The organism is Streptomyces sp. NPDC007905, assembly GCF_042959345.1.
Classification (GTDB): Bacteria; Actinomycetota; Actinomycetes; order Streptomycetales; family Streptomycetaceae; genus Streptomyces.
Genome location: NZ_JBIBKS010000001.1, coordinates 244956 through 257931, shown reverse-complemented (window position 1 = coordinate 257931; position 12976 = coordinate 244956). Strand labels below are relative to the sequence as shown.

10 protein-coding genes and 3 pseudogenes are annotated in these 12976 nt (G+C 71.4%); 3 read left to right on the top strand and 10 right to left on the bottom strand.

The features are described from left to right. Positions 1 to 30: 30 nt before the first annotated feature. The 3 genes and pseudogenes from ACFZDC_RS01320 to ACFZDC_RS01310 all read right to left on the bottom strand — a co-directional run. Positions 31 to 1278, bottom strand: a complete 1248-nt coding sequence (locus ACFZDC_RS01320) for an MFS transporter (RefSeq protein WP_391319704.1) — start codon at positions 1276 to 1278, stop codon at positions 31 to 33. Positions 1279 to 1928: 650 nt separating this feature from the next. Continuing rightward, a complete protein-coding gene (locus ACFZDC_RS01315) occupies positions 1929 to 2918 on the bottom strand; it encodes an aldo/keto reductase (RefSeq protein WP_391319291.1) in 990 nt (329 codons plus the stop codon). Positions 2919 to 3091: 173 nt separating this feature from the next. After that, positions 3092 to 3283, bottom strand: a pseudogene (locus ACFZDC_RS01310) (cytochrome P450); the annotation flags it as partial. A 237-nt stretch (positions 3284 to 3520) separates the two neighbouring features. Here ACFZDC_RS01310 and ACFZDC_RS01305 point away from each other — a divergent pair. Continuing rightward, positions 3521 to 6895 (top strand): pyruvate carboxylase, encoded by a 3375-nt coding sequence (locus ACFZDC_RS01305; protein WP_391319290.1) that lies wholly within the window; start codon positions 3521 to 3523, stop codon positions 6893 to 6895. A gap of 48 nt (positions 6896 to 6943) precedes the next feature. On the opposite strand, the gene ACFZDC_RS01300 is transcribed toward ACFZDC_RS01305, so the two are convergent. The 6 genes from ACFZDC_RS01300 to ACFZDC_RS01275 form a co-directional block, all read right to left on the bottom strand. Beyond that, positions 6944 to 7408: a hypothetical protein gene (locus ACFZDC_RS01300; protein ID WP_391319289.1), complete on the bottom strand. Its 465-nt coding sequence runs from the start codon at positions 7406 to 7408 to the stop codon at positions 6944 to 6946. Between the two features lie 94 nt (positions 7409 to 7502). Beyond that, the gene (locus ACFZDC_RS01295) at positions 7503 to 8273 is read right to left on the bottom strand and encodes a polysaccharide lyase family 7 protein (RefSeq protein ID WP_391319288.1); all 771 of its coding nucleotides are present in this window, start codon (positions 8271 to 8273) and stop codon (positions 7503 to 7505) included. A 113-nt stretch (positions 8274 to 8386) separates the two neighbouring features. Beyond that, entirely contained in the window at positions 8387 to 9601 is a 1215-nt protein-coding gene (locus ACFZDC_RS01290) for a carbohydrate-binding protein (RefSeq protein ID WP_391319287.1), read from the bottom strand. Between the two features lie 257 nt (positions 9602 to 9858). Next, on the bottom strand, positions 9859 to 10287 hold the full coding sequence (locus tag ACFZDC_RS01285) for a hotdog fold thioesterase (protein ID WP_391319286.1): 429 nt from the start codon (positions 10285 to 10287) through the stop codon (positions 9859 to 9861). 103 nt (positions 10288 to 10390) lie between these two features. Next, the gene (locus ACFZDC_RS01280) at positions 10391 to 10606 is read right to left on the bottom strand and encodes a tautomerase family protein (protein ID WP_391319285.1); all 216 of its coding nucleotides are present in this window, start codon (positions 10604 to 10606) and stop codon (positions 10391 to 10393) included. A gap of 26 nt (positions 10607 to 10632) precedes the next feature. Next, the gene (locus ACFZDC_RS01275; RefSeq protein WP_391319731.1) at positions 10633 to 10833 is read right to left on the bottom strand and encodes a short-chain dehydrogenase/reductase; all 201 of its coding nucleotides are present in this window, start codon (positions 10831 to 10833) and stop codon (positions 10633 to 10635) included. On the opposite strand from ACFZDC_RS01275, the pseudogene ACFZDC_RS01270 reads away from it, so the two are divergent. Further along, positions 10832 to 10996 (top strand): annotated as a pseudogene (locus ACFZDC_RS01270) (transcriptional regulator); the annotation flags it as partial. The gene ACFZDC_RS01275 and the pseudogene ACFZDC_RS01270 sit on opposite strands and share 2 nt — an antisense overlap. A gap of 94 nt (positions 10997 to 11090) precedes the next feature. On the opposite strand, the pseudogene ACFZDC_RS01265 reads toward ACFZDC_RS01270, so the two are convergent. Then, positions 11091 to 11213: pseudogene (locus ACFZDC_RS01265) on the bottom strand (IS110 family transposase); the annotation flags it as partial. Between the two features lie 332 nt (positions 11214 to 11545). Between ACFZDC_RS01265 and ACFZDC_RS01260 the strand changes: the two are divergent. Then, entirely contained in the window at positions 11546 to 12670 is a 1125-nt protein-coding gene (locus ACFZDC_RS01260; RefSeq protein WP_391319284.1) for a GNAT family N-acetyltransferase, read from the top strand. Positions 12671 to 12976 lie beyond the last annotated feature (306 nt).

Below are 12976 nucleotides of genomic sequence, written 5' to 3'. Positions count from 1 at the left end.
CGGATCAGCCACCGACGCGGTCCGCCTGGCTCAGGCGGCCGTGCCCAGGGCCTCCCGGCCGGTCATGCCGCCGTCCCTCGCGGCCAGCGTCACCTGCGCCGAGGCCGTACGACGCCGGCCGAGCAGGCCCGCGCCGATCGCACCCGCGACCAGCAGCCCGCCGCCGACCAGGGCGCCACGGGCTCCGGCCCACTCCATGAGCAGGCCCAGCGCCGGCGGCCCGCCGAGGCCCCACACCGTGCCGGTGCTGCTCCACACGCCGAGCACCCGGCCCCGCAGATGCGCGGGCGGATCGGTCTGCAGGACGGCCGTACCGGCGGTGTCCGAGACCGACTCCACCACCGCCATCGGCAGGACCAGCACCAGCAGGACCACCAGGGACGGCGACAGACCCGCCGCCACCTGCAGCAGTCCGCCCGCCGCCGCGAGCAGGCCCACCGTCCGCACCGAGGGCCGGCGCAGCCGGGCGCCGAGCACCGCGCCGAGGATGCCGCCGACGGCCAGGACCGTGGAGACCGTGCCGAACGCCCTGGCCCCGCCCGCGAGCGGCCCCGTGACGAGGACGGCGAGGGTCAGGCCGTAGTTGCGGCCGAAGACGGAGCTGAGGCCCGTGACGGCGGCGAGCGCGACCAGCCGGGGCCGGCGCACGAAGAAGGCCAGGCCCTCCCGCACGCCCATCTCCGCGCGATCCGCCACGGCGCGTTCGGTGCTCCTCGGCTCCTGGACCGCGCCGGGGGCGGGGCGCAGGAAGGGGACGACCGACGCCACGAACAGGAACGACAGCCCGTTGGCGGCGTACGCGGCGGACGTGCCGAGGAAGCCGACGGTCACTCCGGCCAGGGCCGTGCCGGTCAGCCGGCCCGCGCTGTGCACGAGGGCGCCCACGCCGATGGCGGACGGTACGTCCTCCACCGGGACGAGATCATTGCCGAGCAGGGCGCACGCCGGCCCGTCGACCGTGGCGATGACGCCGGTCACGGCGGCCAGGACCAGCAGTGCCGTCATGTCGATCCGGTCCAGCGCCACGAGCAGGGCGGTGGTGAAGGCGACCGTGCCGAGCAGGGCCTGGCTGACGGCGACCGTCAGCTTCCGCGGCCAGCGGTCCACCGCCGCACCGCCCAGCAGGCTCACGAACAGGGCGGGCGCCGCCTGCACCGACATCGACAGACCGGTCGCCGCGGCGGAGCCGGTGATCTGCAGCACCAGCAGGTTCTGCACCGTGAGCTGCATCCAGGTGCCGGCGTTGGAGACGAAGTTCGCGGCCGACCACCAGCGCATGCTGCGGTACCGCAGGGACCGCCACGGTGAGCGCGAGGTGCTCGGGGCGGGGCCGGTTCCGGGCATGGGTGTGGGCAGGGCAGGGGAAGATGACAAGGCGGGTACTCGACAGCCTGGGGTGGGGAAAGAGACCGGCGGAACCCGTCGGGCCGGCTGCGCTGCGCGGCCGGGCCACCCGGTCAGGGGCGCCGACCATCGTGGCAGACGGGAGGGGCGAGTCGTCGCCGGTGCCCGCGCCGACGAGACCGTACGAGCGTCAACACGGTTCCCCCTCCTGGCACTTGGACTCCCGCGTGCGGTTCCTCACAGGCGCTCCACCGTGCGGAGTGAGCGGTTTGCCGGGCCCGGCACCGGCCACGTGGAGTGGCGACAGACCTCCGGTCCCACCGAAGGAGGGCGGCGCCCACCGGCTTCGCCCCCCGGGCCGCCCGATCGAGCCCGCGCAGAGACCCGCCGACCACGCTGTCCGTGGTCTGCGGGAGCCTCGCGCCGGCGGCTGCGCCGGACCGGCTGCAGGGTGTCTTCTGGATCAGGTCGGCCGGACAGGAACGGTGCCTGTCCGGCCGGTCGGAGCGGGGTGCGCGCAGCTGAAAGGCGACGATGCGCCGGACGCGCGGGCCGGGCCCCGCTGTCGGCATGCTCCGATACCGCTAGCGGTTCACCGTTCGCATGCCGGCCTCGTCGTAGCGCTCGCCCGCCGCCTCGGGCAGCTCGGCGTCGATGCGGGCGAGGTCGTCCTTGGTCAGCTCGATGTCGGCCGCGGCCGCGTTCTGCTCCAGATAGCTGCGGCGCTTGGTGCCCGGGATCGGGACCAGGTCCTCGCCCTGGGCCAGCACCCAGGCGATCGCCAGCTGGGCCGGGGTCACGTCCTTCTCGGCGGCGATCTCCTTCACCTTGGCCGCCAGTCGCAGGTTGGCGTCGAGGTTGGCGTCCGTGAAGCGGGGGTTGCTGCGGCGGAAGTCGTTCTCGTCCAGCTCCTCGGGGGAGGAGAAGCGGCCGGCGAGGAAACCGCGCCCGAGCGGCGAGTACGGTACGAAGCCGATGCCGAGCTCCCGGCAGGCGGGCAGTACCTCGGCCTCCACGTCCCGCGTCCACAGCGAGTACTCGCTCTGCACGGCGGTGACCGGGTGGACGGCGTGGGCGCGCCGGATGGTCTCCGCGCTCGCCTCACTCAGCCCGATGTGCCGCACCTTGCCCTCGGCCACCAGCTCCGCCAGGGCACCCACCGTCTCCTCGATAGGCACGTTGGGGTCGACCCGGTGCTGGTAGTACAGGTCTATGTGGTCGGTGTCCAGGCGCTCCAGCGAGCCGTGGACCGAGCTGCGGACATGCTCGGCCGAGCCGTCCTGCCGGCCCACCGTGCTCATGTCGCCCGGCACCGCGTCGTCCATCCGGTAGTTGAACTTCGTGGCGATCACGTACTCGTCACGGTGTCCCCGGACGGCCTCGCCGACCAGGGACTCGTTGGTGAGCGGCCCGTACACCTGCGCGGTGTCGAGGAAGGTGATGCCCAGCTCGAGGGCACGGCGGATGGTGGCGATGCCCTCGTCCTGGTCGGCCGTGCCGTAGAAGGCGGACATGCCCATGCAGCCGAGGCCGATGGCCGATACCTGGAGATCCCGCAGACTGCGCTGTCGCATGTGGTGTTCCAGCCTTTCCCGCACATCGATCGTCGTTCCGTACGACACGAAGGCCCGTGTCCATCTAGCGACGGAATCCGTCACCCGGCATCCCGTGGGGGACGCCGGGCGCCATGACCTTCGTACGCCGGGGTGTCTGCGACGCTATGACTTGGAGCGCACTCGAAGTCAACTCAGGCGTTCAGGCGGAGGGGCGGCTCGGACAGGCCATTCTGGGTCGCCACTGGCTGGTTGCGCGGTTCGGTGCCGGCACCGCCAGGTCCGGGACCGGGAAGCGGGCGCACAGCGAGGGCGGCGCCACACCCGCCTCCAGACGGGGACAGCGCCGCGCCGGGGCACACGTGCGGCCCGTGCCCGAAGGAGGGCTGCTTTCCGTACGTCTGGTTCTCGTCGCGGCGACGCACGCCGTGTGGGACTTGCCGGTGCGGGAGTCGATCGCGGTGCGTGCGGGATCTCCCCGCAGCCCTCCCGTGGTCACGTCAATGTGACGCTTTTCGCACTTCGACACGTGCGGGTACCCCCTAATGTTGCCGCGACGTACGGCAGGGCATGGGCTGACACCATGGTGTTCGTCGCCGCCAGGCAGCTGAAGGGAATCCAGGATGTTCCGCAAGGTGCTGGTCGCCAACCGTGGAGAGATCGCGATTCGCGCGTTCCGGGCGGGCTATGAACTCGGTGCGCGCACGGTCGCCGTGTTTCCGCACGAGGACCGCAACTCGCTGCACCGGCTGAAGGCCGATGAGGCATACGAGATCGGGGAACCAGGGCATCCCGTGCGGGCCTATCTCTCCGTGCAGGAGATCGTGGACGCCGCACGCCGGGCGGGCGCCGACGCCGTCTACCCCGGTTACGGGTTCCTGTCCGAGAACCCGGAGCTCGCCCGTGCCTGCGAGGAGGCGGGCATCACCTTCGTCGGACCGAGCGCGCAGACGCTGGAGCTGACCGGCAACAAGGCCCGCGCGGTCGCCGCCGCCCGAGCGGCCGGCGTGCCCGTGCTGGGCTCCTCCGCGCCCTCCAACGACGTCGACGAACTGGTCCGTGCCGCCGAGGAGATCGGCTTCCCCGTCTTCGTCAAGGCGGTCGCGGGTGGCGGCGGGCGCGGCATGCGCCGCGTGGAGGACCCCGCCCAGCTCCGGGAGTCCATCGAGGCCGCCTCGCGCGAGGCCGCGTCCGCCTTCGGCGACCCGACCGTCTTCCTGGAAAAGGCCGTGGTGGACCCGCGCCACATCGAGGTGCAGATCCTCGCCGACGGCGAGGGCAACGTCATTCACCTCTACGAGCGTGACTGCTCGCTCCAGCGCCGCCACCAGAAGGTGATCGAGCTGGCGCCCGCACCCAACCTCGACCCGGAACTGCGGGACCGGATCTGTGGCGACGCGGTGCGCTTCGCCCGCGAGATCGGCTACCGCAACGCGGGCACCGTGGAGTTCCTCCTCGACCGCGACGGCAACCACGTCTTCATCGAGATGAACCCGCGCATCCAGGTCGAGCACACGGTCACCGAGGAGGTCACCGACGTCGACCTGGTCCAGGCCCAGCTGCGCATCGCCTCCGGCGAGAACCTCGCCGACCTCGGCCTGTCCCAGGACACGGTCACCCTGCGGGGCGCCGCCCTCCAGTGCCGTATCACCACCGAGGACCCGGCCAACGGCTTCCGCCCGGACACCGGCCGGATCAGCGCCTACCGCTCACCGGGCGGCTCCGGCATCCGCCTCGACGGCGGCACCACCCACGCGGGTACGGAGATCAGCGCGCACTTCGACTCGATGCTGGTCAAGCTCACCTGCCGGGGCCGGGACTTCAAGGCCGCCATCGGCCGCGCCCGGCGTGCCGTGGCCGAGTTCCGCATCCGCGGTGTGGCCACCAACATCCCCTTCCTTCAGGCCGTCCTGGACGACCCCGACTTCCAGGCGGGCCGGGTCACCACCTCGTTCATCGAGCAGCGCCCGCACCTGCTCACCTCCCGGCACTCCGCCGACCGCGGCACCAAGCTGCTCACCTACCTCGCCGACGTCACCGTCAACAAGCCGCACGGCGGCCGCCCCGACCTGCTCGACCCGGTCACCAAGCTCCCGCCGCTGCCGGCCGGCGAGCCTCCGGCCGGCTCCCGGCAGCGGCTGGTCGACCTCGGCCCCGAGGGCTTCGCCCGGCACCTGCGCGAGTCCCCGACGATCGGCGTCACCGACACCACCTTCCGCGACGCACACCAGTCGCTGCTGGCCACCCGGGTGCGCACCAAGGACCTCCTCGCCGTGGCCCCGGTCGTGGCCCGCACCCTGCCGCAGCTGCTGTCCCTGGAGTGCTGGGGCGGTGCGACCTACGACGTGGCGCTGCGCTTCCTCGCCGAGGACCCCTGGGAGCGGCTGGCCGCCCTGCGCGAGGCCGTGCCGAACATCTGTCTGCAGATGCTGCTGCGCGGCCGCAACACCGTCGGCTACACGCCGTACCCGACCGAGGTCACCGACGCCTTCGTACAGGAGGCCGCCGCCACCGGCATCGACATCTTCCGCATCTTCGACGCCCTCAACGACGTCGGCCAGATGCGGCCCGCCATCGAGGCCGTACGCGAGACCGGCACCGCGATCGCCGAGGTCGCCCTCTGCTACACCGCCGACCTCAACGACCCCGCCGAGCGGCTCTACACCCTCGACTACTACCTGCGCCTCGCCGAGCAGATCGTCGAGGCCGGCGCGCACGTCCTCGCCATCAAGGACATGGCCGGCCTGCTGCGCGCCCCGGCCGCGGCCAAGCTCGTGACCGCGCTGCGCCGCGAGTTCGACCTGCCCGTGCACCTGCACACGCACGACACGGCCGGCGGCCAGCTCGCCACCTACCTCGCGGCGATCCAGGCCGGCGCCGACGCGGTGGACGGCGCGGTGGCCTCCATGGCCGGTACGACCTCACAGCCGTCGCTGTCGGCGCTCGTCGCCGCCACCGACCACTCCGAGCGGCCCACCGGACTCGACCTGCAGGCCGTCGGCGACCTGGAGCCGTACTGGGAGGGTGTCCGCAGGATCTACGCCCCGTTCGAGGCGGGCCTGGCCTCCCCGACCGGTCGCGTCTACCACCACGAGATCCCCGGTGGGCAGCTGTCCAACCTGCGCACCCAGGCCGTCGCCCTCGGCCTCGGCGACCGCTTCGAGGACATCGAGGCCATGTACGCCGCCGCCGACCGCATCCTCGGCCGCCTCGTCAAGGTCACCCCGTCGTCCAAGGTGGTCGGTGACCTCGCCCTGCACCTGGTCGGCGCCGGAGTCTCTCCGGAGGACTTCGAGGCCACCCCCGACCGGTTCGACATCCCCGACTCGGTCATCGGTTTCCTCCGCGGCGAGCTGGGCACCCCGCCCGGCGGCTGGCCCGAGCCCTTCCGCACCAAGGCCCTGCAGGGCCGTGGCGAGCCCAAGCCCGTCCCCGAGCTGTCCGCCGAGGACCGCGAGGGGCTCGCGAAGGAGCCCCGGGCGACCCTGAACCGGCTGCTGTTCCCCGGCCCGACCCGCGAGTTCGACACGCACCGCCAGAGCTTCGGCGACACCAGCGTCCTGGACAGCAAGGCGTTCTTCTACGGCTTGCGCCCGGGCAAGGAGTACGCCGTCGACCTGGAGCCGGGCGTCCGGCTGCTGATCGAGCTGCAGGCGATCGGTGAGGCCGACGAGCGCGGTATGCGCACCGTGATGTCCTCGCTCAACGGCCAGCTGCGGCCGATTCAGGTGCGCGACCGGGCGGCCGCCTCTGACGTGCCGGTGACGGAGAAGGCCGACCGCGGCAACCCGGGCCACGTGGCGGCACCGTTCGCCGGCGTGGTGACGCTCGCGGTGGCGGAGGGCGACGAGGTGGCGGCCGGTGCGACGGTGGCCACTATCGAGGCGATGAAGATGGAGGCCACGATCACCGCGCCGAAGGCGGGCCGGGTGTCCCGGCTGGCCATCAACCGGATCCAGCAGGTGGAGGGCGGCGACCTGCTGGTCGAGATCGCCTGAGACGGGCGCTCGCCGCGGCCGGGGCCGGCCGCGGCGAGCGGTGCCCGCTCAGTCCCAGAGTGGGTAGGTCACGATCTGCTGGAAGCCGTCCGGGCGGGCGCCGTCGTAGGTGAGGGTCATCCGGGTGAAGTGCTGGACGTCCGGGTGCTTCTTCCAAGGCTGCGCGCGGTCCAGTCGCACGGTCACCCGGTACGAGTGGAAGCGGCCCGCCGCGCAGTACGGCTTGCAGTCGTTGACCCAGTTGACGCCCACGGCCTTCGCCCGGTCCGGGGTCCACTTCGTCCAGTGGAGGCCGGCGAGGCGGCTGTTGCCGTCGCCGCAGGCCAGGATGAAGTCGGTCGGGCGGACGTCGCGGTGCCACAGGCAGTCGACGAGCACGACGAGCACGGGTTGCTGCGGATGGGCCTTCGGGGCCGAGGCGGTCGGCGGACTGGCCGAGGCCGTGGTCATGGCCGCTGTGAGCAGGGTTCCGGCCGCGAGGGTGATTGCCGTTCCCACCAGTGATCCGCGCATGGCTTTCCCACCCGTCGTGCCGTGTCCGACCGCGTGCATCTCGACGCTACGACCGTCCGCCCGGTTGCACCAGTCGCGCAGGTCGCACCGTGTGTCAGCCGTGCGAGACGGTCAGTCCGTAGAAGGCGACGCGGGCACCGTTCGTGGTGCTGTCGGAGGAGGACTGGTTGTAGGAGCCGGCCTTGAAGTACTGCTTGTACGGCTTGAAGGAGGACGGGACGGCGTAGCGGGTGGCGGTCCCGTTGACGGTCAGCTCGATGGTGTTCCCGCCGGACACGGCGATGGTGTAGCTCCAGGTCCTGCCGACCGGCACATGGCCCACGGAGTGCGGGGTCTGGCCGCCGGAGGGCGAGTTCTCGGTGCCGAGCACGATGTCGCCGTTCGCGTGGTAGTACAGCTCCAGCAGCGGCTTGGTGGAGGAGCCGCCGGAGCCGAGGTGGATCTGGCCCACGCACACGTTCTTGGTCACCGACACCACCCGCAGGGTCGCGCTCATCCGGTGCGAGCCGCTGAGCGGCCAGTCGGCCGCGCCGCCGTTGCGGTTCATCTCCCGCAGCTCCGAGCGGGCGTAGTTCGAGTTCGGGGTGGTCACGCCCTTCTCGGGCGCCCAGAAGGTCATCGCGCCGTCGTGGGTGTCGGTGTAGAAGTACGCGTCCTGGTAACCGTTCGCGCCCTGCAGCCGGGACGAGGGGATGGTGGTCGGGGAGCCGGGGGAGCCCACGGGCTCCTGGAGCTGCCATATGGACAGATCGAAGTTGCCGCCTGGCGCGACACGGGGGTCGGCCGCGTCCGCGCTGCCGAGGGCGGTGAGGCTGAGGGCGAGGCCCGCGGCGGTCGTCACCGCGAGGATCCGGTACCGGGTCATGTGGGGGGTCCCTTCGTCGGACCGGGACGCGTTCAGCATGATGAACGCTGAACGCGTCGTTGGTGATCGATGACCCGTGAAGTTAAAGGTCTGAACCAGACACGTCAAGGGGTTCAGCAGGCCCCCTCGTCCTGCCAGGGTCCCCACTCCGAGGCGCCGGGCACCTCGTTCTGGGTCCACCATTTGGCCTTCCAGTTGTGCTTGTTGTACGACACCTCGTTCCCGGCCGTGTACACCGCCGTCGAGCTCCAGGCGGACTTGCAGGAGGTGGGCGTCGGTGTCGGCGTCGGGGTGGGGGTGGGGGTGGTGGTCGGCGGGGTGACCCCGGCGAACTTCACCGAGTACGTGGCGAAGTCCCAGGAGTTCTGGGTCACGCTCGAGCAGGTGCCCGACGTGCGTCCGCCATTGTCGGCCGGCGTGCACTGGCGGTCGCGGTTCAGCCACCAGAACGTGAACCGGTCCATGTGGTGGCTGGTGGCGTAGTCCAGCACGGTCTGGAAGTCGGCCTGCGTGAAGTACTCACCGGTGTCGCTGCGGCCGTTCATGCCGGAGAAGCCCTCGTGGGCGTAGGCGGTCGCCTGGTCCCAGCCGAACGTGGACTGCAGGATCGAGTTGAAGTTGGTCAGCGCGCTGGTCTGGCTCGCCGCGCCGTTGAAGCCGCCGTCGAACGGCATGATGGAGAAGTTGTTCGGGGTGAACCCCTGCGACTTGGCCTCCAGCAGCATCTGCTTGCCGAACCATCCGGTGCCGTCCGCAGTACCGGCCGTGGTCACGGAGACGTACAGCCCCGGGTTGTTCTGCTGGAGGATCTTCGCCGCGCCGATCTCGTTCTTGATCGCCGCGGTGTTCTCGTACTCCGGCTCCTCCAGGTCGAAGTCGATGGCGTGCAGCCCGTACTTGGTGATGGCCTGCTGGTACGCCGCCGCCGTGGAGGCCGCGTCCGCACACGTCTGGCCGAGCTTGGTGCCGCCGTACCCGCCGATGGAGACGGAGACGTCACCGCCCTTGGCGCGGATGGTGTTGATCACCGACCGCACTGCCGTGTCCGAGGAGACCGGTGCCGTGCCGCCCCAGGTGGGGGAGCAGCCGCCGCCGTTGGGGGCGAGGACGAAGGCCAGCTGGAACGCCTTGAGGCCGGTGGCGTCCATGATGGCGGCCGCGTCCGGCGGGTCGTTGTCCAGCGGCATCAGATAAGGGGCTGCGGCGTACCACCGGTTGCTCAGCGCGGTGGTCGCGCCCGAGGCGTTGCCCGCGACGAGCGCGGTCGTGCCCGTGGCGGCGAGTCCGACGGCGGCCGCCGCGCCCAGACATGCACGAAGACGTCTCACTGCGTGGCTCCAGAGGGGTGGGGGTGAGGAGGTGCCCCAGCCTCCGGGAGCTGATGCGGTCACGTCAATGGGTTGGTCTAGTCCAAAAGCCTCTTTGGACTAGACCATGCGCGTTCTTTACCCGAAGCTCCTCACCTCAGGCGAAGAGTGAAGCCGCGGTCGAGCGGCAGGCTCGGCGTGTAGATGGCCGTCACATGGGTAGCCGTACCCGACGTTGACCAGCATCCAGCCGGGGCCGGCCTTCGTCCCGCGGAGGCTCAGGCGGGGTTCCTCCTGAGCACGATCTGCGTCTGCGTGGTCTGCCCGACCAGCCGGTCCCGGTCGTCGCGCAGGTCGGTCTGCACCACCAGCAAGGTGCCGCCCAGGTGCAGGGGACGGGCCGTCGCACGGACGAGGCCGGCGGTGACCGCCCGCAGGAAGTTGGTCTTGGACTCCACCGTCGAGGTACCGGCGGCTCCCTCGGGCAGGTTGAGGTAGGCGCACACGGCGCCGACGCTGTCCGCCAGCGCCATCAGCGCTCCGCCGTGCACGGCGCCGCCCGCCGTGCAGACGTCCGGGGACCAGGCAAGGCTGCCGACGGTGCGCTCGGCCGTGGCCTCCTGCAACTCGATGCCCAGCCTGGCCGCGAACGGCATGGTGGCCAGCAGGTCGGCGGGTTTCGGGACGGCCGGTTCGGACAGGGACATGGCGTACCGCCTTTCGTGACTGCCGTGGGTGCTGCGCACGTCGAGCAGGCAGTGTGCCAGCACCCTCCGCAGCGGGCCGGTCCCGTGGACGCGAACGCGCCAGTCACTCCTCGGACGGCTGCTGGAGCATGGCCAGGGTCAGCACACTGCCCCCGATGCCCCAGCCGCCGTCGGTGACCTCCTCGACCAGGACCATGGTGTTGGCGCGTGCGCGCTCGCCGTAAATCTCGGCGTACAGCTCGGTGGTGCGGGTGACGATCAGCTCCTTCTGCTTCTCGTCCAGGCTTCCTGCGGGGACCTTGAAGTTCGCGAACGGCATGGTGGCACTCCTGGGTTGATGGGCTGTCAGAGGGAACTGCCCGCGGAGAGCAGGTCCTCGAGTCCGGCGCGGCGGAAGAAGTCGGCGCGGATCCGGTCGGCGGCCGCCGAGACGACCTCGCTGCCGTCGCGGCTGGGGTCGACGTGGGTGTGCAGCGGGCGGCGGCCGGCGGGCAGGCGCCCGGTGCCGGCCGACCACGGCCCCACCGCGCACGTCCAGCCGGCCACGCTGGACTGCCACAACTTGTTCAGCGAGGACGGCCGTCAGCGCCTGCTGTGGTTCAGCGCCCCGCCAGGCACCGAGGGTGCCGCGCAGCTCGAACTGCTGTCGGTGATCGGCACGCAGCACATGACGCCGGGCGCGCACCGGTCGGGACATCGGCCGGGCTGAGGGGCCGGTGGCCCTCCGGGCGCCGGGGAGCGTCGGCCTGCCCTGCGCCACGGGATGCGGCCGCCCCTCCCGGGGGGTGCCTCTATGTCTTTCGTCAAGCGAGGCGTGGGGTTCTGGGTTCGTAGAAGGTGCCGTCGCGGAGCATCGCGAACAGCACGTTGATCCGCTGGCGGGCCAGGCGGAGAAGGGCCTGGGGGTGGGTCTTCCCGCGGGCCCGGAGGCCAGCGGCCCTCTTGCAGGACCGCGGAGACCATAACGGGGGGCGTGAAAATCCCGCCATCCGTCCTGACTCATCACCGATGTCCGCATACCCATGGCGGACCAACCGTCGCCTGGGGCACCCTTGACGGTGTGCGTACTGTTTCGCGACGTTTGAGCATCGGCGCACGGCGAATATCTTCAGTCGGCAGAGACGGCAGGACGCGCTCGGCGCGTCATGGGGGGAGCGGTCGCCCATGCGATCCATGAGCCAGGATGCACACGCCTCACCGGCCTGTGCCGCACATGAGACGTCACTCGTGGGGCCGGCGGAAGGGTGGTCGATCTGAGGTGGAGATCACCATCCACAGACCCGGTGACCTGACCGCCGCGCTGCGCGGGGCCTGGCACCGGGCGATGGACGAGTCGCCCGAGTACGCGAACCCGTTCCTGGCACCGGAGTTCACGATCGGGGTCGGCCGCCAAAGGGGCGGGGCACGGGTGGCGGTCCTGTGGGAGGGCGGCGAACCGGTCGGCTTCTTCCCGTACGAGCGGGGACCCTTCGGCACCGGCCGGGCCATCGGACTCGGCCTGTCCGACTGCCAGGCCCTCGTGCACCGGCCCGGAGTCAGCTGGGACGCCGGGGAACTGCTGCGCGCCTGCGGGCTCAGCATCTTCGAGTTCGACCATCTCGTCCAGGAGCAGCTGCCGTTCGCCCCACACGTCACCGGCACTTTCGCCTCCCCGGTGATCGACGTGAAACCGGGCGACGGCACCTACGCGGAGTGGCTGCGCGGCGCCTACCCGGGCCTGGCCAAGACGACGCTGAAGAAGGAGCGCCGGCTCGGGCGGGACATCGGCGAGGTGCGGTTCGAGTTCGACGAACGGGACCCGCGGATGCTGCGCACGCTCATGGGGTGGAAGTCCGCCCAGTACCGCCGGACGGGACGGATGGACCGGTTCTCGCGCCCCTGGATCGTGGACCTCGTGGACCACCTCTTCCACGTGCGCGAGGAGCACTTCACCGGCGTGCTGTCCGTGCTCTACGCCGGCGACCGTCCGGTCGCCGCCCACTTCGGTCCCCGCTCCAGTACGGTCCTGGCGGCCTGGTTCACCGCGTACGCCCCGGAACTGCACTACTACTCGCCCGGGTTGATGATGCACCTGAGGACCGCCGAGGCGGCCGCCCGGCACGGGGTGACCCTGGTCGACCTGGGGCGTGGCGACAAGGAGTACAAGGACTGGCTCAAGACCCGTGAACTGCGGGTGGGGGAGGGCTTCGCCGCGCGCGCCCACCCCGTGGCCGCGGCGCAACGGCTGTGGCGCAGACCGGTACGCGGCCTGCGGAACACGGTCCTGGCTCATCCCCGGCTGCGCGAGCCCGCCGACCGGCTGCTGAAGACGGTGGGGCAGCTGCGCACCCAGGGCCGGGCGGCCGCCGCCACAGTCCGAACGCACCGGCCTCGATCAGGGTGAGGAGACCGAGGGCGATCAGCATCAGGGACGGCAGGACGTGCCCCCGGCGGCCGAGCGCCCCGGCGACCAGTGGGCGGGTGGCGAGGTACCGGCCCACTACGCACCACGGGCGCCGGTGTTGTCACCTCCGTCGGCAGAGGCGACGGCGCGAGCGGCAGGTCCGGTCCGCGCGGCGCCCTCGGCGAAAGAACAGGGCCACGATCAGCTCCGGCCACGCCGGAAAATCATGGGCCGACACCGGGATTACTGGCAGGTTCTCGTCAAGATTGCGCCAAACGGCGGACGTTCCCGCGTGCACGTGATCGG

Excerpts from the sequence above, each read along its gene's own strand:
- ACFZDC_RS01300 (WP_391319289.1), bottom strand. The coding sequence starts at position 7,408 with ATGCGCGGATCACTGGTGGGAACGGCAATCACCCTCGCGGCCGGAACC.
- ACFZDC_RS01315 (WP_391319291.1), bottom strand. The coding sequence starts at position 2,918 with ATGCGACAGCGCAGTCTGCGGGATCTCCAGGTATCGGCCATCGGCCTC.
- ACFZDC_RS01295 (WP_391319288.1), bottom strand. The coding sequence starts at position 8,273 with ATGACCCGGTACCGGATCCTCGCGGTGACGACCGCCGCGGGCCTCGCC.
- ACFZDC_RS01280 (WP_391319285.1), bottom strand. The coding sequence starts at position 10,606 with ATGCCGTTCGCGAACTTCAAGGTCCCCGCAGGAAGCCTGGACGAGAAG.
- ACFZDC_RS01285 (WP_391319286.1), bottom strand. The coding sequence starts at position 10,287 with ATGTCCCTGTCCGAACCGGCCGTCCCGAAACCCGCCGACCTGCTGGCC.
- ACFZDC_RS01305 (WP_391319290.1), top strand. The coding sequence starts at position 3,521 with ATGTTCCGCAAGGTGCTGGTCGCCAACCGTGGAGAGATCGCGATTCGC.
- ACFZDC_RS01320 (WP_391319704.1), bottom strand. The coding sequence starts at position 1,278 with ATGCGCTGGTGGTCGGCCGCGAACTTCGTCTCCAACGCCGGCACCTGG.